This window comes from Pseudomonas sp. C 49-2 (assembly GCF_003970195.1).
Taxonomy (GTDB): domain Bacteria; phylum Pseudomonadota; class Gammaproteobacteria; order Pseudomonadales; family Pseudomonadaceae; genus Aquipseudomonas; species Aquipseudomonas canadensis.
The window spans coordinates 396,393-420,390 of the sequence record NZ_RXYG01000004.1; the positions used below are offsets into that span (position 1 = coordinate 396,393).

The 23,998-nt window shown below is 57.5% G+C and carries 25 protein-coding genes, 1 tRNA gene and 1 pseudogene; 12 read left to right on the forward strand and 15 right to left on the reverse strand.

What is annotated here, in order from left to right:
* Window positions 1–15 precede the first annotated feature (15 nt).
* From EJ576_RS10705 to EJ576_RS10725, 5 genes are all read left to right on the forward strand, one after another.
* Entirely contained in the window at window positions 16–1,299 is a 1,284-nt protein-coding gene (locus tag EJ576_RS10705) for an arsenic transporter (protein WP_126570318.1), read from the forward strand.
* A gap of 14 nt (window positions 1,300–1,313) precedes the next feature.
* The gene (locus EJ576_RS10710; protein ID WP_126570319.1) at window positions 1,314–1,784 is read left to right on the forward strand and encodes an arsenate reductase ArsC; all 471 of its coding nucleotides are present in this window, start codon (window positions 1,314–1,316) and stop codon (window positions 1,782–1,784) included.
* Window positions 1,785–1,795: 11 nt separating this feature from the next.
* Window positions 1,796–2,482, forward strand: coding sequence for an arsenical resistance protein ArsH (arsH, locus tag EJ576_RS10715; protein WP_123477565.1), 687 nt, complete (start codon window positions 1,796–1,798; stop codon window positions 2,480–2,482).
* Between the two features lie 50 nt (window positions 2,483–2,532).
* Window positions 2,533–3,324 carry an AraC family transcriptional regulator gene (locus EJ576_RS10720; protein WP_126570320.1) on the forward strand — a complete coding sequence of 264 codons (792 nt, stop codon included), beginning with the start codon at window positions 2,533–2,535 and terminating at the stop codon, window positions 3,322–3,324.
* A 74-nt stretch (window positions 3,325–3,398) separates the two neighbouring features.
* Window positions 3,399–4,010 (forward strand): LysE family transporter, encoded by a 612-nt coding sequence (locus EJ576_RS10725; protein ID WP_028616241.1) that lies wholly within the window; start codon window positions 3,399–3,401, stop codon window positions 4,008–4,010.
* Here the strand turns inward: EJ576_RS10725 and EJ576_RS10730 are convergent, their stop codons facing one another.
* Both EJ576_RS10730 and EJ576_RS10735 read right to left on the reverse strand, forming a co-directional pair.
* Window positions 4,011–5,318: an MFS transporter gene (locus EJ576_RS10730; protein ID WP_126570321.1), complete on the reverse strand. Its 1,308-nt coding sequence runs from the start codon at window positions 5,316–5,318 to the stop codon at window positions 4,011–4,013.
* 19 nt (window positions 5,319–5,337) lie between these two features.
* Window positions 5,338–5,604 carry a metal-sensing transcriptional repressor gene (locus EJ576_RS10735; RefSeq protein ID WP_068933064.1) on the reverse strand — a complete coding sequence of 89 codons (267 nt, stop codon included), beginning with the start codon at window positions 5,602–5,604 and terminating at the stop codon, window positions 5,338–5,340.
* Between the two features lie 431 nt (window positions 5,605–6,035).
* On the opposite strand from EJ576_RS10735, the gene EJ576_RS10740 reads away from it, so the two are divergent.
* The 4 genes from EJ576_RS10740 to EJ576_RS10755 all read left to right on the forward strand — a co-directional run bounded on the left by EJ576_RS10740 (window position 6,036) and on the right by EJ576_RS10755 (window position 10,532).
* Window positions 6,036–6,329 carry a hypothetical protein gene (locus tag EJ576_RS10740; RefSeq protein WP_016975784.1) on the forward strand — a complete coding sequence of 98 codons (294 nt, stop codon included), beginning with the start codon at window positions 6,036–6,038 and terminating at the stop codon, window positions 6,327–6,329.
* 235 nt (window positions 6,330–6,564) lie between these two features.
* Window positions 6,565–9,279: a magnesium-translocating P-type ATPase gene (gene mgtA, locus EJ576_RS10745; protein ID WP_028616244.1), complete on the forward strand. Its 2,715-nt coding sequence runs from the start codon at window positions 6,565–6,567 to the stop codon at window positions 9,277–9,279.
* Window positions 9,280–9,344: 65 nt separating this feature from the next.
* Entirely contained in the window at window positions 9,345–9,692 is a 348-nt protein-coding gene (locus EJ576_RS10750; RefSeq protein ID WP_028616245.1) for a DUF2493 domain-containing protein, read from the forward strand.
* Between the two features lie 18 nt (window positions 9,693–9,710).
* A complete protein-coding gene (locus EJ576_RS10755; protein WP_126570322.1) occupies window positions 9,711–10,532 on the forward strand; it encodes a hypothetical protein in 822 nt (273 codons plus the stop codon).
* Here the strand turns inward: EJ576_RS10755 and EJ576_RS10760 are convergent.
* A complete protein-coding gene (locus tag EJ576_RS10760) occupies window positions 10,529–11,218 on the reverse strand; it encodes a tellurite resistance TerB family protein (protein WP_126570323.1) in 690 nt (229 codons plus the stop codon). The two genes, EJ576_RS10755 and EJ576_RS10760, sit on opposite strands and share 4 nt — an antisense overlap.
* 125 nt (window positions 11,219–11,343) lie before the next feature.
* Here EJ576_RS10760 and EJ576_RS10765 point away from each other — a divergent pair, with 125 nt between their 5' ends.
* Entirely contained in the window at window positions 11,344–11,871 is a 528-nt protein-coding gene (locus EJ576_RS10765) for a DinB family protein (RefSeq protein ID WP_123477571.1), read from the forward strand.
* Here the strand turns inward: EJ576_RS10765 and EJ576_RS10770 are convergent.
* The gene (locus EJ576_RS10770) at window positions 11,843–12,316 is read right to left on the reverse strand and encodes a GFA family protein (protein WP_123477572.1); all 474 of its coding nucleotides are present in this window, start codon (window positions 12,314–12,316) and stop codon (window positions 11,843–11,845) included. The genes EJ576_RS10765 and EJ576_RS10770 overlap by 29 nt on opposite strands.
* 197 nt (window positions 12,317–12,513) lie before the next feature.
* Between EJ576_RS10770 and EJ576_RS10775 the strand changes: the two genes are divergently transcribed.
* Window positions 12,514–12,795, forward strand: a complete 282-nt coding sequence (locus EJ576_RS10775; protein WP_126570324.1) for a hypothetical protein — start codon at window positions 12,514–12,516, stop codon at window positions 12,793–12,795.
* Window positions 12,796–13,241: 446 nt separating this feature from the next.
* Here the strand turns inward: EJ576_RS10775 and EJ576_RS10785 are convergent, their stop codons facing one another.
* On the reverse strand, window positions 13,242–13,871 hold the full coding sequence (locus EJ576_RS10785; RefSeq protein WP_126570325.1) for a hypothetical protein: 630 nt from the start codon (window positions 13,869–13,871) through the stop codon (window positions 13,242–13,244).
* A gap of 569 nt (window positions 13,872–14,440) precedes the next feature.
* Here EJ576_RS10785 and EJ576_RS10790 point away from each other — a divergent pair.
* A pseudogene (locus EJ576_RS10790) lies at window positions 14,441–14,621 on the forward strand (hypothetical protein); the annotation flags it as partial.
* 23 nt (window positions 14,622–14,644) lie between these two features.
* On the opposite strand, the gene EJ576_RS29670 reads toward EJ576_RS10790, so the two are convergent.
* From EJ576_RS29670 to EJ576_RS10830, 10 genes are all read right to left on the reverse strand, one after another.
* Window positions 14,645–14,788 (reverse strand): hypothetical protein, encoded by a 144-nt coding sequence (locus tag EJ576_RS29670; protein WP_158628948.1) that lies wholly within the window; start codon window positions 14,786–14,788, stop codon window positions 14,645–14,647.
* 288 nt (window positions 14,789–15,076) lie between these two features.
* Window positions 15,077–16,258, reverse strand: coding sequence for a hypothetical protein (locus tag EJ576_RS10795; protein WP_126570326.1), 1,182 nt, complete (start codon window positions 16,256–16,258; stop codon window positions 15,077–15,079).
* Window positions 16,259–16,358: 100 nt separating this feature from the next.
* The gene (locus tag EJ576_RS10800; protein ID WP_126570327.1) at window positions 16,359–18,299 is read right to left on the reverse strand and encodes a DUF3732 domain-containing protein; all 1,941 of its coding nucleotides are present in this window, start codon (window positions 18,297–18,299) and stop codon (window positions 16,359–16,361) included.
* Window positions 18,296–18,781, reverse strand: a complete 486-nt coding sequence (locus EJ576_RS10805; RefSeq protein WP_126570328.1) for a three component ABC system middle component — start codon at window positions 18,779–18,781, stop codon at window positions 18,296–18,298. Before EJ576_RS10805 ends, EJ576_RS10800 begins: the two co-directional genes overlap by 4 nt.
* A gap of 3 nt (window positions 18,782–18,784) precedes the next feature.
* Window positions 18,785–19,996, reverse strand: a complete 1,212-nt coding sequence (locus EJ576_RS10810; RefSeq protein ID WP_126570329.1) for an ABC-three component system protein — start codon at window positions 19,994–19,996, stop codon at window positions 18,785–18,787.
* A gap of 188 nt (window positions 19,997–20,184) precedes the next feature.
* A complete protein-coding gene (locus EJ576_RS10815) occupies window positions 20,185–20,721 on the reverse strand; it encodes a hypothetical protein (RefSeq protein ID WP_126570330.1) in 537 nt (178 codons plus the stop codon).
* A gap of 44 nt (window positions 20,722–20,765) precedes the next feature.
* The gene (locus EJ576_RS30000) at window positions 20,766–20,990 is read right to left on the reverse strand and encodes a hypothetical protein (RefSeq protein WP_256656596.1); all 225 of its coding nucleotides are present in this window, start codon (window positions 20,988–20,990) and stop codon (window positions 20,766–20,768) included.
* Between the two features lie 1,392 nt (window positions 20,991–22,382).
* Window positions 22,383–23,261, reverse strand: a complete 879-nt coding sequence (locus EJ576_RS10825) for a site-specific integrase (protein WP_256656597.1) — start codon at window positions 23,259–23,261, stop codon at window positions 22,383–22,385.
* Complete coding sequence (locus EJ576_RS30005) at window positions 23,201–23,602, reverse strand: Arm DNA-binding domain-containing protein (protein WP_256656598.1); 402 nt, start codon at window positions 23,600–23,602, stop codon at window positions 23,201–23,203. Before EJ576_RS30005 ends, EJ576_RS10825 begins: the two co-directional genes overlap by 61 nt.
* Before the next feature lie 162 nt (window positions 23,603–23,764).
* Window positions 23,765–23,851 (reverse strand) — tRNA-Leu (locus EJ576_RS10830).
* Between the last annotated feature and the right edge of the window lie 147 nt (window positions 23,852–23,998).

A 23,998-nucleotide genomic window follows, 5' to 3' on the forward strand; every position in this document is an offset into this window, starting at 1 on the left:
TCGGAGCCTTTATTCATGCTTGTCGCAATTGCCATTTTCATCTTCACCATCGTCCTGGTCATCTGGCAGCCCAAAGGTTTGGGCGTCGGCTGGAGCGCCACGATGGGCGCGATCCTGGCCCTCGCCTGCGGCGTGATCAGCCTGACTGACATTCCCGTGGTGTGGCACATCATCTGGAATGCCACGGGGACCTTTGTCGCGCTGATCATCATCAGCCTGTTACTGGACGAAGCCGGCTTCTTTGCCTGGACTGCGCTGCATGTCGCACGCTGGGGACGTGGACGCGGCCGACGTTTGTTTGCCTATATGGTGTTGCTCGGCGCCTTGGTCTCGGCGCTGTTCGCCAACGATGGCGCGGCACTGATCCTGACGCCGATCGTGATGTCGATGCTGCTGGCGCTGCGCTTTTCTCCAGCGGCCACCTTGGCGTTCGTCATGGGTGCGGGCTTTATCGCTGATACGGCGAGCCTGCCGCTGGTGGTGTCGAACCTGGTGAATATCGTCTCCGCCGACTACTTCAAGATCGGCTTCAACGAATACGCCGCCGTGATGGTGCCGGTGAACTTTGTCAGCGTCGCGGCGACGCTGGCGGTGCTGCTGTGGTTCTTCCGCCGCGACATCCCGCGGACCTACGACCCCGCGGACCTCGAGGACCCCGCCAGCGCCATCCACGACCGCGCCACCTTCCGTGCCGGTTGGTGGGTGCTGGGCATCCTGTTGGTAGGCTGCTTTGCCCTGGAACCGCTGGGCATTCCGATCAGCGCGATTTCCGCCGTGTGCGCCGTGCTCCTGCTGGTGATCGCCGCCAAGGGCCACAAGATTTCCACGCGCAAAGTACTGAAGGAAGCGCCGTGGCAGATCGTGATCTTTTCCCTCGGCATGTACCTGGTGGTCTACGGCTTGCGTAACGCCGGCCTCACCACCTACCTGGCAACCTGGCTCGATACCTTCGCCACTTACGGCGTGTGGGGCGCAGCCATGGGCACGGGCGTGCTGACGGCGTTGCTGTCCTCGGCGATGAACAACCTGCCGACGGTGTTGATCGGCGCGCTGTCCATCGAGTCCAGCCATGCCGTGGGCGTGGTCAAGGACGCGATGATCTACGCCAACGTGATCGGCAGTGACCTGGGCCCGAAAATCACCCCCATCGGCAGCCTCGCCACCTTGCTGTGGCTGCATATCCTGGCACGCAAGGGCATCACCATCACCTGGGGCTACTACTTCAAGGTCGGCATTGTGCTGACCTTGCCGGTGCTGTTGATCACCCTCGCCGCCCTCGCCTTGCGACTGAGTTTCTAAAAGGAGATCGCTCCATGAAAGTCCTGTTCATGTGTACCGCCAACAGCTGCCGCAGCATCCTGTCCGAAGCGATGTTCAACCACTTGGCGCCAGAAGGTTTCGAGGCGATCAGCTCCGGCAGCTTTCCCAAGGGCCTGGTCCTGCCGCGCAGCCTGAGCACCTTGCAGGCCGCCGGCATCAGCACCGAAGGCCTGTACAGCAAAGGCAACGACGAGTTCGAAGGCAGCCCGCCGGACGTGGTGATTACCGTGTGCGACAAGGCGGCCGGCGAAGCTTGCCCGGTGTATTTCGGGCCAGCGGTAAAGGCGCACTGGGGGTTGGAAGACCCTTCGGATGTGCAGGGTGACGATGCACGCGTGCAGGCGGCATTCGACGCCACGCTGAAGACCATTGCCACGCGCTGCCGGGCGTTTTTCATCCTGCCGTTTGCCGAGCTCAGCCCAACTGAACTCAAGGCAGAACTCGCTCGAATTGCCGAGCTGTAATCGGAGGCCCTATGACCACCCTGCCCAACCTGGACCTGTCCCTGTTCCCGTCAAAATCGGACGGCTCAGCCCAACCACCGCGCATCCTGCTGCTCTACGGCTCGACCCGCGAACGCTCCTTCAGCCGGCTGCTGGTAGAAGAAGCCGCACGCCTGTTGCAGCACTTCGGCGCGCAAACGCGCATCTTCAACCCCAGCGGTTTGCCACTGCCCGACGATGCGCCGCGTGACCACCCCAAAGTCCAAGAGCTGCTGGAACTGATGCAGTGGTCCGAAGGCCAGGTGTGGTGCTCACCCGAGCGCCACGGTTCGATGTCAGCGGTGTTCAAGGCGCAGCTCGACTGGGTGCCGCTGGCCCTTGGCGCCGTGCGCCCGACCCAAGGTAAAACTTTGGCGGTGATGCAGGTGTCCGGCGGCTCGCAGTCCTTCAATACGGTTAACCAGTTGCGCGTGCTGGGGCGCTGGATGCGCATGTTCACCATCCCCAATCAATCCTCGGTGCCCAAGGCGTTCATGGAGTTCGACGATCAGGACCGCATGAAGCCCTCCGCCCTGTACGACCGCGTGGTCGATGTAATGGAGGAACTGGTGAAGTTCACCCTGCTGCTGCGCGAGCGCCCGGACCTGGTGGACCGCTATTCGGAGCGCAAGGAAAGCGCCGACGAACTCTCGCACCGCGTCAATCAACGGTCGATCTGAGCCCGCTTGCCAGCGTATGCTCGTGCCTGTCTCCTGACTGAGTTGAATCAATGAGCGCCGTGCGACACGCCTGGCTGGGCCGCTATGAAATCAGCAGCACCGCCTGCACCGGCCTGACCTTTGCCCGCCATAGTCATGATGAATGCGTGATCGGCGTGAACCTGCTGGGCGAAGAAAAAGTCTGGCTCGACCGTCGGGAGTTCCACGCCGGACCCGGCTCCATCACCTTGTACAACCCCGGCCAGATTCAGGGTGGCGGCGCGGCAGACGGTGTGCCCTGGCACTTTGTGAGCCTGTACGCCACCGCGGATCAATTGGCGACGGACCTTGGGCTGGCGCATCTGGAGTTTGATCGATCACTGTGCTTCCAACCCGACCTTGCGCTGCGACTGGCGACGGCGATCAAGTGCGCGTTGAGTAACGACATGCTGGTTCGCGAACTGAATGAAGAGGCGTTGGTGCTGCTGTTGGGGGAAGTCGTGGAGATCAGCGGTGTGCGTCTGCCAGGCAGCACCGGCACCGGCAAGCCTCTGATCAGTCGCGCCCAGGAACTGCTTGCCGAGCAACTGCATCAACCCCTGACGCTGGACCACCTTGGCGCTGAGGTGGGTCTCTCCAAATTCCACCTGCTGCGCGCCTTCCAGAAAGAAACCGGGCTGACGCCCCGTGAGTGGGCCATGCAGTTGCGTACGCGCCGCGCCAAAGGCCTATTGCGCAACGGCATGGCCGCTTCCGACGTCGCCCATCACCTGGGCTTTGCCGATCAAAGCCACCTCAATCGGCACTTTCGCTCCGCTTACGGCATCACCCCGGGTCTCTATCAAAGCGCGGTTAAACGCTGAACAGCGCAATCTGGTCCAAGACACCACCTCGGCTCATCCTCACACTGCCTGCCATCTCTTGAAGGAATGTGGGCATGCTGACGATCTTTTTCTACGCACTGGTATTCGGTTTCGTGTTCTGCCTCTCACCCGGCGCGGTGTTGGCAGAGACTTTGCGCCGTGGCTTGCTGCACGGCTTCACACCGGCCTTGCTGGTGCAGTTCGGTTCACTGGTGGGCGATGCAGTGTGGGCGATAATCGGCCTGACCGGCATCGCTTTGCTGATCCAGCATGACGCCGTGCGCGTGCCGTTGACGGTGGTGTGTGCGTTGTACCTGGCTTGGCTCGGCATTCGCAGCCTGATCGACGCCTGGAAGCTACCTGAGTCAGACGATGCACCCGCCAGCACTCGGCAAAACGCACTGGCCACCGGGGCGGCGATCTCCCTGGCCAACCCGAAAAACATTGTTTACTGGGGCGCGTTGGGGAGCGCGCTGTCAGGCATCGTCGGCACCACGCCCAGCCACGGGCAGACGCTGATGTTCTTTGCCGGCTTCATGCTGGCGTCGGTGCTGTCGTGCTTTCTGCTCGCGGGGCTGGTCAACTTGTTGCGCCAGAATGCCTCGCCCACCTGGCAGCGCATCAGTTATGCCGCCTGTGGGCTGGTGCTGATCTATCTGGCGATATTGGCCGCGCAAGGCATTTGATCAAGCTGGCCAGCGGCGGTGCAGGTCATCGATGACGTAGGCATGCCCGTGCATTCCCGCTTTATTGCGTGCCAAGTGCGGATGCCCCCCGGGCAGATCAGGGTGTTCATGCACCACCGCAGGTTGCTCATGTTCTGGCCGCCAGAGGCTGGCGCAGGCGATCAGTGCCAAGGTAGCAACAAACGCCAGGCTGGCAAATGTCTGCGACATTCCGAAGTTGGCACTGAGCCAGCCGGCCAAGGGGTAAGTCAGCAGCCAGCAGATATGCGACAACGCGAATTGCGCAGCAAACAACGCAGGCCGGTCTTCGGCATGAGCGGAGCGACGCAACAGGCGCCCGCCAGGGGTCTGCACCAGGGAATAACCCAGGCCCAGCATCCACCACAACAGCAGCATTTGTCGGTAATCCGACAGGTAGACACCCACGCTGAGCCCCATGATCAGCAAGCCGGCGCCTGAAATCATCGCGGTGCGATCACTGAGGCGTGCCAGCACCCTCGGCAACGCCCATGCAGCCATCATCGAACCGGCCCCGAACGCCGCCAGTGCAAACGCCGTGAAGCGTTGCGGCAAGGCAAATCCCGACTGTACCAGCACCACACTGTTGACGATGACCATCGCACTCGCGGCCGCCACCGCCAGGTTGAGCGCGAGCAAACCGCGCAGACGCGGGGTCGCCAGGAAAATCCGCAGACCACGGGTGGTGCGGTCATAGATACCCCGCCGCACCGCCACTCTGGCCTGCGGCAGCAGCACCGAAGACACCAGCAGCGCCGAGATAAAAAAGCCCACTGACGTCCCGGCAAACAAGCTGTGGAAACTGATGATGCTCAGCAACATCGCCGCGAGTATCGGGCTGATCACGCTTTCCATGTCGTACGCCAGGCGCGCGAGGGACAGGGCCTTGGTGTACTGCGCTTCATCGGGGAGGATCTCGGGAATGGTCGCTTGAAAGGTCGGCGTAAATGCCGCCGAGGCAGACTGCAGCACAAAAATCAGCAGATAGACCTGCCAGATCTCCGTGACAAACGGCAACGCCAAGGCGATCAGGGCGCGGATCAGGTCCAGGCTAACCAGCATCGCCCGGCGCGGCAAACGCTCGGCAAAGGCTGCCGCCACCGGCGCAACGCCGATATAGGCCGCCATCTTGATCGCCAACGCCGTGCCGAGCACGGTACCGGCTTGATCACCCGCGAGGTCGAATGCCAGCAGCCCCAGGGCCACCGTCGTCAAGCCAGTGCCGATCAGCGCAATAATCTGAGCGAAGAACAGGCGCCGGTACGTCTTATTGCTCAGCACATCGAACATGGGAATCTCCCCTCGCGGCCTACAGGTACTTGGTCAGTTGCTTGAGCTCGGCCAACGAGGCCTGGCCATCCAGCGTCACGCTGCCTTCCAGGCAATGGTCGATATGGTCCTGGATCAGCGTGCGCTTGGCCTGGCAGATGGCTTTCTCCACCGCGTGCAATTGCTGGGCGATATCCACACACGGGCGCTGCGCCTCGATCATGCTGGTGATGCTGCGCAAATGACCTTCGGCACGCTTGAGGCGTTTAACGATGGCTTCGTGGGTTTGGTGGGCATGTTCGCTCATTGAGAGGCTCCTTCGGCGATGCGCTGATCGTATCCTCCCAGGGGGGATACGGGCAAGCCCGCTCATCTCCTTAGCGGAGAATAAATACCCTCACACTCGAAACCCTGACTAAGTGTAAGTACCTAACGAAATGAAACAGGCCTTCTGTCTGAACAAACTCTGAACTTGTAATGAATTAATACATTAAGCGTTGACATCCTGCGGCGTCGTGAGTAGATTGCCCGTGCCCGCAACTGGGGCCTTTTTTAAACCTCACAAAAGAAGCCAATGGACACAGTATCTAGTCGCTGTCCGAACACCGCTTACGCGGGCATCGGGCGCCAAACCCAGAATATGACAGGACTCGCCACCCCGGTCCGGTAAGCTGCGCTAGAGCTCGATGCTCCACCGTAACTGCCTCGCCGGTCGCTCGTCCGGTCCCGAGGTGTGTTATGACCTTCCAAGCCCTTGTTTTGCCTGATGTACGCACACTAGCGGCCGCCCTGCGCGCCAAGCTGTGCCGTGAGCCCGTAGGTTTTTCGCCTACCCGCTCTGCTTTTGCTGCACCCTCCCCTCAAGTGCGCCCGGCCTACCCGCTGGCGCATTGGCGTATCTGCCCGGAAAGCGGCCAACTGGTGCAGCACTGGGATCACGCCGACCCTCAAGACCCACAGAGACCCAAGGTTTCCAGCCTGGCCCAGGCCAGCTTGATGCTCGGTCTTTATGTGAGCGCTCGCGCCGCCTGACCCGGCTGGAAACAGCAACTTCCTGATCCATGTTCTGGAGTTCTTTATGAACACGTCCAGTAGTAGCCCGCTGCGCGCTAGTTAACTAACGCGCTGTTAGCGGGCACTGTAGAAGTTATGTGAACACCTTATTTAAACCGATCGCGAAGTTAGCGACTCGGCATGCTTTCGCTCGCCTGTATTCAGGTAAGTACCGGGTATGTTTTGTCGAAAATTGGCGACAGGAGTACAGACAATGAGCGCCGTAAAAAACCCGCCTCTGCACAAAAAGAATGGCACCGACGCCGACACCAAACTGTCGATGCGTGCCGCCCGCGAAGCCCACAACGGCCTGTCGGCCACCCTGGCGAACGTACGTGCCACCCAGGACGGCTTGACCGAACTGGACGCCTCCGCTCGCCTGCAACGTGAAGGCTACAACGAAGTTGCCCACGATAAGCCGCCTCACGCCATCGTCCAGTTCCTGCAGGCACTGAATAACCCCTTTATCTATGTGCTGCTGACCCTGGCCGGTATCAGTTTCTTCACGGACTGCTGGCTGCCGATGCAGGAAGGCGAAGACGCTGACCCAACCAAAGTCATCATCATCATGACCATGGTGCTACTCAGCAGCCTGCTGCGCTTCTGGCAGGAACACCGCTCGGCCAAATCCGCCGAAGCCCTGAAAGCCATGGTACGCACCACGGCCACCGTGTTGCGCCGTGAACAGGTAGGTTCGCAACCCACCCTGCGCGAAGTGCCGATGCGCGAGCTGGTGGCCGGCGATATCGTGCAGCTATCGGCCGGCGACATGATCCCGGCGGACATCCGCCTGATCGAATCCCGCGACCTGTTCATCAGCCAGGCGGTGCTCACCGGCGAAGCCTTGCCGGTGGAAAAGTACGACACCTTGGGTAACGTCACGCAGAAATCCGCCGGGCCAGTGGTTGCCGACCAGGGCAACCTGCTGGACCTGCCGAACATCTGCTTCATGGGCACCAACGTGGTCAGCGGCCGTGCAAAAGCCGTGGTGGTCGCCACCGGGCCGCGCACTTACTTTGGCTCCCTGGCCAAAGCGATTGTCGGTTCCCGAGTGCAAACCGCGTTCGATCGCGGGGTGAACAGCGTCAGTTGGTTGCTGATCCGCTTCATGCTGGTGATGGTGCCGATCGTGTTCCTGCTCAACGGTTTCTCCAAGGGCGACTGGGGCGATGCGTTCCTGTTCGCCCTGGCGGTGGCCGTCGGCCTCACCCCGGAAATGCTGCCGATGATCGTCAGCGCCAACCTGGCCAAGGGCGCCACCGCCATGGCCAAGCGCAAAGTGGTGGTCAAGCGCCTCAACGCGATCCAGAACTTCGGCTCGATGGACGTGCTGTGCACCGACAAGACCGGCACGCTGACCCAGGACAAGATCATCCTCGAACACCACGTCAACGCCTTTGGCCAGCGTGATGATGCCGTACTGTCCCTGGCCTGGCTCAACAGCCATCACCAGAGCGGCATGAAGAACCTGATGGACCAGGCGGTCGTGGAGTTCTCGGAGCAGAACCCGAAGTTCAAGGTGCCGTTCGCCTACAGCAAGGTCGATGAGTTGCCCTTCGACTTCGTGCGCCGTCGCCTGTCGATCGTGGTCAAGGATGCTGCCGACGACCAACTGCTGGTGTGCAAAGGTGCCGTGGAAGAGATGCTGAGCATTTCCACCCATGTCATGGAAGCGGGCGCCGCCGTGCCGCTGGACGAGCGTCGCCGTGAAGAACTGCTGGCGATTGCCAACGACTACAACGAAGACGGGTTCCGTGTGCTGGTGGTCGCCACCCGCCACATTCCTAAATCGATGGCACGCCAGCAGTACACCACCGCTGACGAGCGCAACCTGGTGATCCAGGGCTTCCTGACCTTCCTTGATCCACCGAAGGAAACAGCCGGCCCCGCGATTGCGGCACTGCAACAGATCGGCGTAGCAATCAAGGTGTTGACCGGCGACAACGCCGTGGTCACCAGCAAGATCTGCCGCCAGGTCGGTCTCGATCCAGGCCAGCCGCTGCTGGGAGCTGAAATTGAAGCCATGGACGACGCCACGCTGCTGCGCCGCGTGGAAGAACGCACCGTGTTCGCCAAGCTGACACCGCTGCAGAAGTCCCGCGTGCTCAAGGCGCTGCAAGCCAACGGCCACACCGTGGGTTTCCTCGGTGATGGAATCAACGATGCACCGGCACTGCGCGATGCCGACGTGGGTATCTCGGTCGATACGGCCACCGATATCGCCAAGGAATCGGCCGACATCATCCTGCTGGAAAAGAGCCTGATGGTGCTGGAAGAAGGCGTGCTCAAGGGCCGCGAAACCTTCGGCAACATCATGAAGTACCTGAACATGACGGCCAGCTCCAACTTCGGCAACGTGTTCTCGGTGCTGGTGGCCAGTGCGTTCATTCCGTTCCTGCCGATGCTGTCGATCCACCTGCTGTTGCAGAACCTGATGTACGACATCTCCCAGCTCGCCTTGCCGTGGGACAAGATGGACAAGGAGTACCTGGCCAAGCCGCGTAAGTGGGATGCGAAGAACATCGGCCGGTTCATGATCTGGATCGGGCCGACCTCGTCGATCTTCGACATCACCACCTTTGCACTGATGTGGTACGTGTTCGCCGCCAACAGTGTGGAAATGCAGACCCTGTTCCAGTCCGGCTGGTTCATCGAGGGGCTGCTCTCGCAAACCCTGGTCGTGCACATGCTACGGACCCGCAAGATCCCGTTCTTCCAGAGCACCGCCGCCTGGCCGGTGTTGATGATGACCTGTGTGGTGATCGTGCTGGGGATCTACGTGCCGTTCTCGCCATTGGGCACCCTGGTAGGCCTGCAACCGTTGCCACTGGCGTACTTCCCATGGCTGGTGGGCACCCTGCTCAGCTACTGCTGCGTGGCCCAACTGATGAAGACGATCTACATCCGCCGCTTCAAGCAGTGGTACTGATCTCCCCCGCCGTTTAAACGGTGGCGGTCGCCCGGCCGCCACCGTGCAACACAAGGAGTCACCTTATGCGCGTCTTGATCTGTGCAGGTCGTCATTACGCCGACACCAAAATGTCCCGCCAAGTGCTGGACGCTTACCACCGCCTGCGCCCGGTGCAGGTATTGATCCACGGCGGCAACCAATTCCTCGGCAGCGACGTCGAGGACTGGGCACGGGAACTGAGCATCGACGTGGTGCGCTACCCGCCCAATTGGCAACGCCACGGCAAGCAGGCGGAACGCCAGCGCAACCATTTCATGCTGACCGACAGCCGCCCGGACGTGGTCATCGCCCTACCCGGTGGTGACGACACTTGCGAGCTGGTCTGCCAGGCCAAAGCCAGCGGCATTTCGGTGCTGACCGTAGAAAGCTGAATTCATGCGAGGTGCATCATGCACAAAAAACACACGCAACCCGGCCAGGACGGGTTCGCCAAATACCGTGCGCGTCACTACCGAGGTGCGCGTCATACTCTGTTGCTGCTACCACCGGCCAAGCGTCGCGCGTTGCAGCGCAACCTGATCTTTATCGGGCTGACCCTGGGCATCCTGTTGACGATTGCCTTGCTGTCCAAGGCCAATGCGGCCGGTGGTTCTTACGTGGTCGATGACGGCGCGATTAATGCGCCGGGCGAATGCAATGTCGACGCCTGGCACACCGCCAACCGCCACGATGGCAGCACTCACACTGAAACGCTGTCGCCTGCCTGCACCTTCGCCGCGCTGCCTTCGGTGCAATGGGGCGCAGCCCTGTCCCGCGCTACCAGCGCAGACAAGGGCGAAACCCAAGTGAACCCACAGCTCAAGGCGCACGTATGGTCGCGGGAAGATCTGGGGCTGGAAATGGCCGTGTCAGCCGGTGCGCATTTTGCACACGACCGCCGACATGGTTTTGATGGCGCCGACTTCAATATCCCGTTGACATGGCAGCCACTGGAGCCACTGCGGTTGAACCTGAATGCCGGTTGGTCCCACGCCTACAACGACGGCGACCAAAAACACCGCCTGACCTGGGGCACTGGCCTTGAGTACCAGGTGGCGCATTCATTGACGCTGATCGCCGAGCGTTACGGCCAGGACGGCGGCGACCAGGCATGGCAGGCCGGGCCCAGGTTTCACATCGGCGAATTTGTCGACATGGACCTGGTGCTCGGGCGCAGTCTGATCGGTGAGCGCGCGCAATGGCTCACCACCGGGGCCACATTACGGTTCTAGGCCTTGGCTTGTTGTTCCAGGTGCAGTTGCAATTGCGGGTCGATTTGCAACTGCCCCGCCAGGTCATCCAGGTAGTTGCGCTCGGCGTCCTGCTGGTCGTCCACCAACATCACACTGGCCAGGTACACCTCGGCCGCCATGGCCGGGTCACTGGCGAACTCGGCGAAATCCGTGGCATCCAGAGGCTTGGCGACTTCGGCGTCGAGCCACTGTTGCAGTTGCGGGTCGTCGGTATGGCGGCCCAGCTCACTGGAAATCAGCTGCTTTTCTTTGTCATCCATGCGGCCATCGGCTTTGGCGGCGGCGATCAAGGCACGCAATACCGCGTGGCTGTGGGCTTCTGCTGCGGGACCGTCAAGCTGGTCCACCGTCTGCAAGGCTTGTTGCGGCGCAGTGGCCTGCTGCCGTTGCCAGGCTTGATAAGCCTGGAATGCTGCCATTCCGAGGGAGGCCAGTGCGGCGTAGTTCATCCCACCGGAACGCCCTTGCGCGAGACGAGTGCCCGTGGTGCCACCCAACATGCCACCCAGACCGCCCAATAAATCACCCAGGCCGCCACCTGTTGATGCATTGCCCGTGCTGGTGCCTTTCAATAACCCACCGAGGAGCCCACCCAGTCCGCCGGATGACGCACTGCCGCCTTGCCCGGCGCGCAAGAGTTGTTCAAGTAAATCACTGGTGTTCATGGTGTCACCCTCCGAGGGCGCAGCGTTGGCGTCTATCAACCATAGCCCGGCCTTGCCGGAACACCATGACCGCCGGGCGGTCACGGCCTATCATGACGCTATCGCGACTTCCAGAGAAAACCCAAGTGAACCGGACTGAGCACATCGCACTGATGGCAAATTACAACCAGTGGATGAACCGCAAGCTCTATGACGCGGCCCTGACACTGACGGACGCGGAGTTGGCGAGGGATCGACAGGCGTTTTTCGGCTCGATCCTCGGTACGCTGAACCACTTGGCGCTGGGCGATACCGTCTGGCTCAAGCGTTTTGCGCAGCATCCAGCAGGCTACGCAGCCTTGGCTCCGCTGAATGCAGTTTCTGCCCCCGCCGATCTCAAACAATTGGCCTTCGCGGATATACGCGAGCTGGCAGCCCATCGCAGCTGGCTGGATCAACTCATTGTCGATTGGAGCCACACCGTGCAGGAGATCGACCTGGACCATCGCCTGCATTACAGCAACATGCGCGGCGTGAGCGCCGATAAAAACTTCTTCAGCCTGTTGGTGCACTTCTTCAATCACCAGACCCACCACCGGGGCCAGGCCACAACCTTGCTGACCCAGGCGGGGTTGGATGTGGGCACTACTGATTTGCTGGCGTTGATCGACTGAACTCGGCGTAGGCCTGCATCAAGCGCGGAAATTCCTGAGGCTCGGGCAACTGAGCAAAGCTTTCCACCGCTGGGGTGGAGGCCCACGGCAGCTTCTCGCGGGTCCAGGTCTCCATGAACGGCACGTAACCGCTGGCGTTATCCAGTAAGGCGGCGCGCACGTTGACGAACTCATCGATGCCATGGGGTCGCGTGAACAGCCAGCTCATGCAATGGGGACAGAAATAATGGCGATCCACGCCCTGCATACCGCCGATCACCGGGCAACCCTGGGTCACCGTGAAGCCGCTGGCGGGAATCAGCGCGCTCAGTGAGAACGCGCTGGAAGACATCTTCTGGCAGCCGGTGCAATGGCAGGCCATGGTGATCACCGGGGCGGCACTCACGCTGAAGCGCACACACTCACAACGGCAACTGCCCTCGATTGGCAGGGAATCGACGCTCATCATTGCTTCCTTATTCTTGATGGGTAGCGTGGCAGGTTAGCCTCAGGTGCCAGGCTTGAACAGGTCTATAGCCAAAACCGAACGCTGTCTGGTTGTTGGGGTCGTAACCCTAGGTGTCGAGGTTTTTCAAAACCCCGCCCTCCCCGCGCGCATCGTGGGTCTACCGATGTGCGTACCCCCAAGAAGGAGACGCTTACATGGTCATTCACTTCAAGGTTGCAGGTCACTTGGCCTGTGGCCACCACGGCACCAACCTCCCTTCCAGCACCGAGCTGAACCGGGTCAAATGCCGTACCTGCCGCAATACCGATGCCTATAAAGAAGCGCGTCGGACCCAGCGCAACGCCGCTCGCCGTGCCAATCGAAAAGCCAAGACCCACACAGCCCTCGAATGGCGCAGTGCATACGTGCAGCGTCTTACCGACCTGCCTGGCCTGCAGCGTTTGCCACGGGGTTTCAGTGGCCAGCCGTTTGTGTAGTCACGGCGCCATCCGCAATTTGCCTGATGGCTTGTTCGTATTCCTCGACGGACTGCGAGCCGGCCATCAGATGACGCCCATTCGGCACCATGGCCGGGACAGAGCTGATCCCCCGCCTGAGATAAAACGCTTCAAGCTCCCGCACTTCATCCCCGAACTCCCCACTGTCCAGCACTCCTTGAACACGTTCGGTGGAGAGCCATGCTTCACCGGCAAGACCACTAAGGTATCGCGACGGCTGATGTTCTCCCCATCACTGAAATGCGCCTTGAATAGAGCGTGCTTCAGTGCGACTTGGCGACCTTGCGCTACCGCCCAGAACAAAAGACGGTGGGTGTCGAAGGAGCGATAAAAGTGCGCACGCTTCGCCAAGTCGAACGTGAGCCCAAGGCGTTGCCACGGGCACCCGCATCGGATGCTATCGAAAGACAACAGGACAAGGGTATTTAGCGCTTGCCAAGCCCCGGAGCGCCGCCACTCACAACGTGAATCCAACCAGTAGGAACAGAGCGGCCGGGGTTTGATGGGAGGTAGGCATCATTTACATACTTTGTGCATGCAGCGCAGAGAGCTGGAGGGTTAGCCCAGTTGGAGTAGATGTGGAATTGCTTTTTGCAGTTGAAGCATATTTTTTCAATTCGCTCCCCTGCCGACTTTTTCGACGTTTTGGTTTTCCTTGCCTTTTTGATTGGCCTGCCCATGGCTGAGTCGCTGGCTGCCGTTTTTGCCACTTTAATAGCTGCTTTCGAGGCTTTTCGACTCAGTTTTCTGTTCCCTACTATCTCTTGAAATTCGCGGATCTTGTTGAGGCGGGCAAACTCGCGTCTCAACTCTAGCGTTGTTTCATCAACCTCATGATCTGGAGTTGGATCACTAGAAGGTACGGATCTTTTCTCCTGCCGAAACTGGCGCGCAAGGTCGTCTCGCTTTTTTTCTGAAACCCCCGCAAAGAATTTTTTTGATTCGTCACTAAAGTTTTGCCCTGGAACATGGGGAGTAGTGATTGCCTTCTGTTTCTTCAGAAACTCCATTTCTTCTTTCAGTTGCTGAAGCTTCTGAATGTTCTTGGCGTCCATTGGCGTGTTCCCATTCCTTGGATGTTTGCCAAGAGTAGCAATTCGCCTCCACCGCACACCAGTTCTAGCTCGACGGTTATGGAAGCAACGCCCCCTTCAAAGTCAGCCGCTACAGCGGCAAGGACGAAGTCATGCCTGCTAGTAATGAACCTCCCAGAAGAAAGTCGCACATCCGGCGATGATACCGAGCGAGACAGCCCCTACCAAAATTGCTGCCGCCAGACCAAAACTCCAGATGTAACCATGATTGCGCGGCGGCGTAATATGCAGCGCGTGTGCGAATGATCGAACAATTAGAAAAACCACCCCGATTGAAAGCAGCGCCGCGATTATTGCTGAGACACCTTTGAAGGCGATCTCAATAGCTGATGCGTCTCGGAATTCACCCGCTGTGACAAGCCATGTGAATGACACACCAGTAAGCGTGGCAATAGAACTGGCAATACTTAGAGCCTCAGATCCCCTCACTACAAAATCCGTTTAGATATCAATTAGCCAACAAGTATCTCACAGAGTTTCGCACCCAAAAATCCCTCCCAACCCGAGGAGTTACACGGAGCCTTATTGCCATAATCATTGATGATGTAATGACCGAAAAGATCACCCTCCACGGCCTGGGCTTTGTGCAGGTGCAGTTGGAGAGCGATTATCGCCTGCACGTTTGGAACCCTGAGTTGCCGCGCCTGCTTTGAGCATTCAGCAATCCACGACCACCGCTACGACTTCCAGTCTCGGGTGCTGGCGGGAACGCAGATCGACCACGTGTATGCCCATTAGAAAAACACAACGGCGAGTTCACGCTGTACCTGCATGAGGGCAAACCAAGGTACGTTACGCGGGACCAGTGGGTGTTTAAGGGTAGGCAGCGCCGCGAGAATGGCGGCTTCGATTTCGTCGAATGACTGGCCGGTGGCCACGCCCTGCTCTTAGAGCGCCTGCGCTTGGGGCTGCTCGGCCGCTTGCCGGGTCAGCACCTTGATCCCGGCGCGGATCTTGCCACCGACCGGTAAACGCGACGCGCTCTGGCCGAGCACAGTGGCTTGGACGCCGGAGCGGGTAATCAGAGTACTGGCCCGCTGGCGAACGAACAGAGGATTACGAAGCGGTATTTATCTAGGACAGGCCACGCACGCACGTTAAACCACCCACCCCCACAGCCATCAGCCGGTCGTGCTAACCGGCTGTACACCGATAAAAAGAGGCACTTAATTCTTCGGCTTGAGGACTTCAAGTAAGCCTGCCGCGTTCTTGGCCACATTCGCCATACCTGAAACCTCAATTTTTGCACGCTCTAACTCTATCGTACTTTGACCTTTTTGAAGGATATGATTCCTTTCAGTATCCACCAACGAAGCTATCGCCTTATTTAATGAAACAGAAGAATCCGTCAGGAGAGATGCGCGCAACGCGAGCGATTTAGCCTCAATATTGGTGATTTCATTTTGAAAATACTTAATCTCACTAAGACTTGCCCGATAAAGTCTCAAGAAGAAAAAAGCAAACAACTCAATAACTAGAGCAAAAGTCAACCGCGGAAGATATGTGATAGCAAAAGATATTGCGTCCTTTATTTCCTTGGGCGACTCTGCAACAGCTTTAGAGGCTTCATTGGCGGCTGCGAAGGTATTTAAGAACCCCGATCCAATAAATACAGTTGCCAGCACGAAAAGACCTACAGCTGAAATCATCATTCCAAGAACAAGGTTGAAGTTCCCTCGCCGCCCTAGGCTTTCCACCTCTTTGAGCAGACGATGCCGGGATTGCTCGAAACCTTTGATTAAATCGCCATCCAAATGCGAAATCTTATTAGCCTTCTTCGCACGGGCCAGCAAATCGGCCCATACGACCTCCTTAGGGTCTTTTCGAGACTGCGCTAAAAAGAGCGATACCATCGCATCGTAGTCTGTGATTCCCAGCCCGAACCCACCATTAGGGTTCGGAACAGATTCTCTCCCTGCTTGAGCATCGACCACTGTTGGAGAGCCACCATCAGCCAGGTGCATGCTCTTTTCGGGTTTAGGCGGCCTGTGTTCTGACCCTCCCATATAATTCGTCTCGACCATTTCTTCGCGGACAGTGAAGCCGGTCTGCAAGTAAAGCATGGCACCAACCGAAAACCCCAAGAACATCAGAAATAGCCCTATACCCAGAGGCATAGACCTATTAAATTCATAAGCCCTAGGATAAAAGAAATAAAAAATGTCTGGATTGGTGAGAATGGCAAGCCCCGACAACCCCAAAAACACTACCGCCACAATACCTACACGCAGCTTACGTGTTTCCTTATCCCTATACCGCGAAGTTCTAACTAAACGATACCCCGAACCCTCTTCGCCTTTAGAGCCTTCATTCGAAGCCGAATCACCCATTTCATCAACCGCCGTCATATATCAAGGCCACTTTAAATTTTTATAAATTCCCCCTCAGCTGTACGGCCGTATGTGTAGCAGTTGCTCACACCATACCTGTCCTAGGGGGGCAGAGTTCTTATTGGGTATCCGGCCTCTTCGGCCAATCCCGAGGAATCAGGGCTTCCTCGGAGAGCTTATTCCACCGCTTGCGGGTAGCCGCTACGTAGCGGGGATCATCCCCGAAGAAGGCGTGCTCAATCAGCAGCACCTGCAGACCTTCCTGGGCAGCCGTCTCCTTGAAAAGGAAGTCGATATGTCGACGCATGGCCGATACCTCTTCGTTTTCTCCAATCGTCGACTCGTCTTCCCCACGTTGCGGGTAGTAAGGTCGGCTAATCTGGTCGAACGCGAGGAAGGCTGGTACTGGAGCATTGATTTCACCCAGATACTTCTGCAGCGCGAAGGACAGGGCAATGTGGATTGCCAGGTAGTTTTCGTCCGACCCTGCATCATGCAGTCGGAGAACGACTCCTGTGCCGTCCTCAATGATCGCCACCTCCGGTGGTTTGGAGGAGAACTCAAGGTCTGCCCCAATGCATGGCGCGACCGTAGGCAACTTGGCGAACGCCTCCGACAGGTATTGCGACACCTTGCGTTCGGCGCGCGAGAGCAACACTTGTTTGGAATTGCTGTCGATCAGCGCTTCGAGTCTGTGAATCTGCTCATGCAGGACACTGACGTCAGAGCCGGGTTGCGGCCTGGTCGGATTCATCTCCAAAAACTGCGACACCTTACCCAGCAGATGGGAATGGTATCGGGCCAAGCTATCCATTTGCTTGGCTTCATCACTTTGCCGAACCCAAGTCTTGATGCGCTCATCGGTTTCACGCAGCTTGATATTCAGTCGATCGATCTCGATCTGCAACGAGTCTTCATGTTCGATCAGGCGCGGCCTGACACTCTCGACCGCCACGCTTTCCGATCGCACGATCTTGATGGATCGGTGGATCGCTTCGGAGATCGCAATGCCACGCTCCGTCGGTGTGTCGCACAATGGACAAGTACCAGCAGCCCGCTGAAGGTGCTCGGCAATCTTCAGCTTCTCGTATTGGCGTTGGACGGCTCCCTGAAAACCCACCATGTCCTGAAGCGCCGAACGGGTCGCACGGGATTGCCTTCGCGCTTTCTCGATGTCACTCAGTAGGCTGCGCCGCTTTTCGTACAGGTTACCTAGCTCGCTTTCGTTGGGGTTCGACACCGCTTTGGCATTGATCCGCTTGACCCGCTGCAGGATGGCTTCCAATTCCTGCTCGGTAGCGTCGTCCAAGGGGAGGTCGCACAGGCCGCTGCGACTCGCATCGAGCAGCAAGCGCATGGCGTGCTTTTTGTACTCGCTGCCGGCTGCCTGGCGAGTTCGCTGCTGTCGCTCCTCTCGCTCAAGCTGTTTGCGAAGATCGCGCAAGCGCCGCTCCTGGAGCACGGTGTCCTCGTTCACGACCCGCAAGAAATAGGGCATCGTCTCGATGATCGCTGGAGCCTCGTCAGCCTGATCCAGCCCATGAAGCAAAGCCGTTTCGTTATAGATTACATCCTTGGGAACAAACATGTAGGCTGTGGCGTGGCGCACCGTCGGGCGCCATTTACGGGAGATTTTGTCATCGGAGACGTCAGACACACCGCCGATGCCAAATGCTCGCTCGATAAAGGCTTTACCCGCATCGACCGTCGTAGCACCTTGGAGCTGGTGAACAGTGTCGGGAATTGGCAAGTTCCGCCCATTGCTGACGAACATCTTAGTGCTGGTGCCTTGGCCCACAGGCGGGACGAGGCGCGCCGTAATCATTTGCGCACCATCCAGCACCCACTTCACACCGACCGCCACACTGTGGCGTTTCACATGAGCTGCGAGTTCGCACTTGCTGGAGCCAAGGCAGTAATCGATAGCTTTGATCAGGGTGGATTTACCGGTACCGGAGGCACCGGTAAAAATGTTCACCTCGCCCAGCCGCAGATCAAGGATGCGAACCCGCCCGCCTTCGCCGATGAAAAAGATGTTTGAGATGTTCCAGCGGCTCACAATTCTAGCCCCATCATGTCGAATACAGTCCGTGTAGTGCCGGCCAGGGCAAACCAGCAGCCCAGCCGGTCAATGTTCTTGAAAATGTTCCGGGTCTCCTCACTCAATTGCTTGGTGAAGACTTTGCGCAACGAGGCTGCGCCCAAGACGAGTCGACCCTCGGCATTGACCATGAGCAATTGGCTGAAGCACGCAAACTGGATCGCCTCGTTAACGATATCCAGCGAGCCATTCACTCGATCTGCAAGCCGGATCTGAATGAACGGGCTGCGATGCAGCCACTCCAGCAGGCCCGTCCTTCGATCGGTACCTGCAAAGGTAGACGCTAGGTCACCTGACAGCGCGAGTGGCAAGGCTGCGTAGCACAACGTGAGGTCTGGCGGCGTGTTGCTGCGAGAGCAGTACTCTGAAACGAAGTTGGTCAGTAACGCAGCGCAATAGGCCGGGTTGGTTTCGGCATAGATGTCATGGGCAATGGTCATGTTCTACTCCTTGAGGAGGCTCAGATAGTCGACATGCCACCCCACCAGCCGGTCGATAGCCAACACCTGATAGGTGCCCCGCACGTAGTAGTGTCCGCTCCAGCTCGGTGCTATCGGCTCTACATCTTTGTGAGCATCGTCGTGAGTCCAACGCAGGAGCTCCAGTCCTTTTGCTTCGACTTCAGAAGGGTCTAAGCCCTCACATTCATCAGTCATTCGAACGTGGCGATCTGACCAATACTCGGTGAGCTTTGCGTCGTAGGTGACGATCTTCGATCGCATCTGGGGCTTATCAACGATCCACTTGGCCCGTTGCTGCGCCGCCCGCCATTGCTCGCGAACGGCCCTAGTGAGATCGAATGCTTTGCCCCGAACCAGACCAATCTGACGGTACAGCATACTGTCAGGCTGATAGTCATCTGGGTGGTTGGCCATATCGAAATCGGCGATCAGTTTTTCGTCGTCCAGATGCGCGATGATGGAGGAGATGCTGTGTTCCATTTCGCTGCGCTGAATTACCCGATCGCGCTTGCCACACAGGGTGTACACCACCTGCTGATCCCACCACGCAAGCAGTCGCTCAGCAGCTTGGAAGCGCTGATCCTTCGGGAGCAAGTGCAGGTGTTTGGACAGCGTCTCAGGGATCTGCCCAACTGTGACAGTGCCGTGCTGAATGCGGATCCGTCGTAGCAGACTCGATCGGGTTGATAGGTCAAGGTTGAGGAACGCCTCACAACCCGCAGCACGTGGTCCATGGGGTAGTTTGTCACCTGCGGCCTTCGCAGCGGTGCGCTCATCGACGACACGACTGGCTTCCTCAAGCATCGCCTTGAGCAGGGTCTCTCGATTCGCCTGAGGATCACACAGAGCCATTAAGGGAGAGTCGCTGGGTACGCTGCCTACCGAAACAAGGCAGAAGGTCGTATCGGCTAGTGACACGAGTGGGACGGCATCAATCCATACCTTGATGGTTTTCCACAACGCTACGCATGCCAGGGTGACGGGGGGAGGATTTTCTTGGACGGAATGCTTAAGTTGGTATAGGAGGGTCTGGCCGTTGGCCTTGAGCTCTACGTCGTCCAGCCTTTCGATTGCCACCGCAGCGTCATCATTCGTCTGCGATATAAGCGTCAGTAGAGCGAACTGGCTCTGGAAATAAAATCCCAAAGCTGCTGCGGACGCCTCATGAATCGTGTTTGACTCTGCACCTTCCATAACCTGACCAAATGCCTCCCTGATGCATAATGCGATCCAATTTAATCGCAAAATGATACCAGAGTGCCACTGTCAAATTACAGGTGATTACCGGCATCAGGTGAGAACGAAGGTCGACTAGGCAACCGGAGAAACTCAGCAAATAGTCTTCACCCCCACCTTAGATGCGCATGAGTCGAGCCTCAAGCTCATTTGACGATCAGCGTCTCGACGCCCGTGACCAAATCACGAGAGGATTCGATCACGCTGGGGTTATCGTTGCCGACTTGCCTGAACAGCGCGATCATTTCATCGATGTCCATGAAGAGCAAAAACTTGTCTTTATCAAGATCAGAGGTGAAAAACACCCCACACAGCCCGCCCTCTTCCGAAACACAGGGTGCAAAAATGAAGCTGTGTATGATCCTGCCGCAAACGAAGGGAATGTCCCGTTTCTCTTGATTGCTTTTGTTGAGGTTATAGAGCTGGTCAAGCCTATGATTATTACGCCAGGTCACAGGCTTGAGGTTGGCGAACTTGCTGACCGCGAGCAGCATGGTTCTTGTCTGATCCGTCACTTTCGTGGGGGTTTCAGTCAGCTTTCTCACCGAGTAAAACCCTATGAAGATATCTCGCTCGATCAGGGCAAGCTGATCTTCAGATAGCTCTCTAGACGCCTTGAGAGATGCGAGGCGCTTGGCCAGTTTCAGCAGAGGTACCTTCCAGCTTTCACTTTCCCAAACCATTGAGTAAGCCCCCAAGGATTGCGCCTGCGGCCAACATGGCCGCCCTATAACCCGAGATCCACCGCGAACCTTGCATCCCTCATCTCATCAGTTGCCAATTGATCGCTGACCAGACGCTGCAAGACACAATAGTAGAGATAATCGCGTTTATGCAGCCGCACCCAGAAAACGGATGCCAGCGGGTCGTCATTGCTCCAGTCGTCGTTCAGGCAAGCCTGCAGCGCCTTGAAGGCCGCGTCGCCCAAGCTTGTTAGATACAGCCGAGTCATGTCGTCATGCCCAGGCGGACGTGCATAGGTGTGAAGCGCACCACGAATGACATCTGGCAAAACTTGCCCATACGATCGAGCAGCACAATGCCAGGCCTCATTTTACAGCTCAGCCCGTTCCACGGTACGCCCCCAACAAATTCAACCGGGATGCAATTTCCACGTAAATCAGCCTCTGTGCCACTGCTCATGGACGCAAGAGCAGGAGTGCTTACACCGTTTATTCAGTAACGAAGATGCCATCAGGCACCTTGTTTATCAGGGTCATGTCCAGCCACTTGGTTACACTGCAGAGCGCCCTGAGCAAGGACAGTGCTGGGTATGGCTGGGCTGACCGTGGCGCAAGCGTTTCTGAAAGACAGCCTTCAGGACTGACTGGCGTAGCTGCACGTCAACTGAGAGACGATGGGTTCCTAGACATACGAAACCATCAAGCTCAGCAGCGCCATCCCGATCGCCGTGGATAACCAGGCACGCGTGCGTCCGAAGTCATGAAGAACACGCTGCATTTTGATGACGCCAAGGAGGACGAACAATATGTACCCAAACAAGACTATGTAATCTGAGACCGTTGCCATCTGGCTATGATGGATTGCAGCCGTCACAGCTTGATCATAGCTGAGCGAAGCACAACTATGCGTCATGGACTTCAAGCGTGCGCCTAGCGCTGGCATCTCAAACTTCTTGAGTACCACCAGCCAGCCGGAGAGGTAAAAAAAGTGTTGACGCTGGCCAACACCTCACGCCGGCTCCCCAGCAGAAGAGCAGCCAATCCACAACACACCCCATAACACGCAACGAGAAGCCAGTTTGCCAACGTCATGACACCGGCGAACTCTACAGTTGGGTTAAGACCAGCTGAACGGGAAGCCGGTAATCCTAATACACCCAACCCGATCGCAACGACGATCCCGAAAAACCAAGCCCGTGAGCAAATGCCCTTTCACTCTTTCATCTCTTTAAAGAACGAATCTTTCGACTGCATGAGAGCTCGCGCATCGGTGGCGGATGCACACACGGTGGGCCACATTTTTTCCAGGAAAAACCCTGCTATTTTTTCTATATTGCTATCTCGACAGTTCGGCAACTGCACACCCGGCACGCACGATTCCGTGGACCTGTTTCACTTAGCGCAAGTTCGCCGGCGAGGCTGTACACCTCGGGTTGTACGACACGGGGGAATTGAGCGAACGGAATTATCCGTACTCAAAAACTCAGTTGACCTTAGCTTTTTTTGGTTTCGAAGAGAAAGCAACTCGGCCTAGCGGCCTTAATACGTAAGCGCCCGCCAAACACACCTTGCGCAATTGGCCGGGCGCCCATCTAACGTTCGCCGGTTTTCAAGACAGGTGCATTCAACTACCGTGGCAACTTCCCTTATACGCAAGGGTATTATAATAGCCCGTCTAAATAGTCCGCCCAATTCTGCATCATGCTGCGTCGCTGCTGGACATATTCAGCGTGATTACAAGTTTTCCGCGTCTTACCTGAACTCGCATGAGACAGCTTCGCCTCGATCCAATCCTCGTTATAGCCCAACTCATTAAGCGCCGTGGAGATCGTGGCGCGTATTCCGTGCCCGGTCAATCGACCTTCGTATCCGAGGCGCTTCAAGGTAATGTTGATCGTACCGTCACTGATTGGCATGCGAGGATCAATGCGGCCGGGTATCAATAGCGGGAAATTGCCCGTGATTTCATACACTCGTCTTATTTCTTGAATCGCCTGGCGCGAAAGGGGCACGAGGTACGGTGGGACTTTGTCGCCATCCTTTCCCCTGATCACTTTGCGCAATTGTTTTACTGCATCCGCAGGTATTGTCCAAAGCGCAGCGTCCAAGTCGAACTGCTCACGGGTGGCATGCCTCAGCTCACCTGTGCGCACACCAGTGAATAACAAGATCCGAATAGCGCACTTGGTGTACTCGGCACATCGGAAATCTCTCAAAGCGATCAGAAAATCTTTCAGCTCAGACAAGAGAAGCATTGGGCTGTGACGCTCCGGCGGTTCCTTGACTGCGACAATATCCAAGTCAGAGGCAGGGTTGCTCTCGATATAGCCGATGGCGATCGCATAGAGGAAAACTTCTTTGAGCCACGCTCTACATTTTCTAGCGACACACAACGCAGCGCGTGCTTCGATCCGGCGAATAGGTATCAGCACATCGGATTTTTTCACTTCGATGATTGGAAGGGTGTCCAGTACCGGTATCAGGTCTTTATCCAGGTAACGACGTGATTGAGTTGCGCCTCCCTTTTTCGCCTTGAGCATGCGCGGTGCTTTGAAGGCGTGCCACTCGTTAGCAACGACTTCAAAGGTTTTGAGGGCGTCCGCTTGCGCAGCAAGCTGGTCATCCCGGCGCTGTCGGCGAGGATCACTGCCTTTCTCAACCAGTGAACGGGCCTGATCCGCAACACCCTGGCCTCTTTGAGCGACAGCTCGGGGTAAGCGCCCAAGGAGATGCGCTGCTGCTTATGGCGCCATGTAAAACGGAAGTGCCAAGCTTTCGATCCATTTTTGTCGACGTACAACGCTAGCCCCCCAGTGCCCCGAAGGGTGTAGCTGTTGACTCTAGGTTTCGCCTGCCTCGCAGCGGAGTCAGTAAGTGCCATCTAGTACATCACCAAAAATTGAACTCAGGATGTACTAGTTAATGTCCTAAAAATGTTGGGCTGGAATGAATATGGAGGGCATATCGTGAAAACAAAAAACCTGCACAAGGCAGGTTCTCTGTGGGTTTCAGCGACCTCCTGGGATGTCGTGAAACAAAATGATGGTGCCCGAACCCGGAATCGAACCGGGACGCCCTTACGAGCGGGGGATTTTAAGTCCCATGCGTCTACCAGTTTCGCCATTCGGGCGGCAGCGCGTGTTGCAGGGTTGGGAATATATAGATCCAGTCGCTTTGATGCAAGGTCGAAGGGCGGCTTTCTTAGCTCAGGAAGCCGGCAAAAAAGCTTGCTAGATCAGTGAGCTAGGCAAGCATCTGGACGAAAGCCCGCAAACTC

What these genes read in the sequence shown, in the direction of transcription:
- EJ576_RS10705 (WP_126570318.1), top strand. Translation starts at nt 16, where the DNA reads ATGCTTGTCGCAATTGCCATTTTCATCTTCACCATCGTCCTGGTCATC.
- EJ576_RS10710 (WP_126570319.1), top strand. Translation starts at nt 1,314, where the DNA reads ATGAAAGTCCTGTTCATGTGTACCGCCAACAGCTGCCGCAGCATCCTG.
- arsH (WP_123477565.1), top strand. Translation starts at nt 1,796, where the DNA reads ATGACCACCCTGCCCAACCTGGACCTGTCCCTGTTCCCGTCAAAATCG.
- EJ576_RS10720 (WP_126570320.1), top strand. Translation starts at nt 2,533, where the DNA reads ATGAGCGCCGTGCGACACGCCTGGCTGGGCCGCTATGAAATCAGCAGC.
- EJ576_RS10725 (WP_028616241.1), top strand. Translation starts at nt 3,399, where the DNA reads ATGCTGACGATCTTTTTCTACGCACTGGTATTCGGTTTCGTGTTCTGC.
- EJ576_RS10730 (WP_126570321.1), bottom strand. Translation starts at nt 5,318, where the DNA reads ATGTTCGATGTGCTGAGCAATAAGACGTACCGGCGCCTGTTCTTCGCT.
- EJ576_RS10735 (WP_068933064.1), bottom strand. Translation starts at nt 5,604, where the DNA reads ATGAGCGAACATGCCCACCAAACCCACGAAGCCATCGTTAAACGCCTC.
- EJ576_RS10740 (WP_016975784.1), top strand. Translation starts at nt 6,036, where the DNA reads ATGACCTTCCAAGCCCTTGTTTTGCCTGATGTACGCACACTAGCGGCC.
- mgtA (WP_028616244.1), top strand. Translation starts at nt 6,565, where the DNA reads ATGAGCGCCGTAAAAAACCCGCCTCTGCACAAAAAGAATGGCACCGAC.
- EJ576_RS10750 (WP_028616245.1), top strand. Translation starts at nt 9,345, where the DNA reads ATGCGCGTCTTGATCTGTGCAGGTCGTCATTACGCCGACACCAAAATG.
- EJ576_RS10755 (WP_126570322.1), top strand. Translation starts at nt 9,711, where the DNA reads ATGCACAAAAAACACACGCAACCCGGCCAGGACGGGTTCGCCAAATAC.
- EJ576_RS10760 (WP_126570323.1), bottom strand. Translation starts at nt 11,218, where the DNA reads ATGAACACCAGTGATTTACTTGAACAACTCTTGCGCGCCGGGCAAGGC.
- EJ576_RS10770 (WP_123477572.1), bottom strand. Translation starts at nt 12,316, where the DNA reads ATGAGCGTCGATTCCCTGCCAATCGAGGGCAGTTGCCGTTGTGAGTGT.
- EJ576_RS10775 (WP_126570324.1), top strand. Translation starts at nt 12,514, where the DNA reads ATGGTCATTCACTTCAAGGTTGCAGGTCACTTGGCCTGTGGCCACCAC.
- EJ576_RS10785 (WP_126570325.1), bottom strand. Translation starts at nt 13,871, where the DNA reads ATGGACGCCAAGAACATTCAGAAGCTTCAGCAACTGAAAGAAGAAATG.
- EJ576_RS10795 (WP_126570326.1), bottom strand. Translation starts at nt 16,258, where the DNA reads ATGACGGCGGTTGATGAAATGGGTGATTCGGCTTCGAATGAAGGCTCT.
- EJ576_RS10805 (WP_126570328.1), bottom strand. Translation starts at nt 18,781, where the DNA reads ATGACCATTGCCCATGACATCTATGCCGAAACCAACCCGGCCTATTGC.
- EJ576_RS10810 (WP_126570329.1), bottom strand. Translation starts at nt 19,996, where the DNA reads ATGGAAGGTGCAGAGTCAAACACGATTCATGAGGCGTCCGCAGCAGCT.
- EJ576_RS10815 (WP_126570330.1), bottom strand. Translation starts at nt 20,721, where the DNA reads ATGGTTTGGGAAAGTGAAAGCTGGAAGGTACCTCTGCTGAAACTGGCC.
- EJ576_RS30000 (WP_256656596.1), bottom strand. Translation starts at nt 20,990, where the DNA reads ATGACTCGGCTGTATCTAACAAGCTTGGGCGACGCGGCCTTCAAGGCG.
- EJ576_RS10825 (WP_256656597.1), bottom strand. Translation starts at nt 23,261, where the DNA reads ATGCTCAAGGCGAAAAAGGGAGGCGCAACTCAATCACGTCGTTACCTG.
- EJ576_RS30005 (WP_256656598.1), bottom strand. Translation starts at nt 23,602, where the DNA reads ATGGCACTTACTGACTCCGCTGCGAGGCAGGCGAAACCTAGAGTCAAC.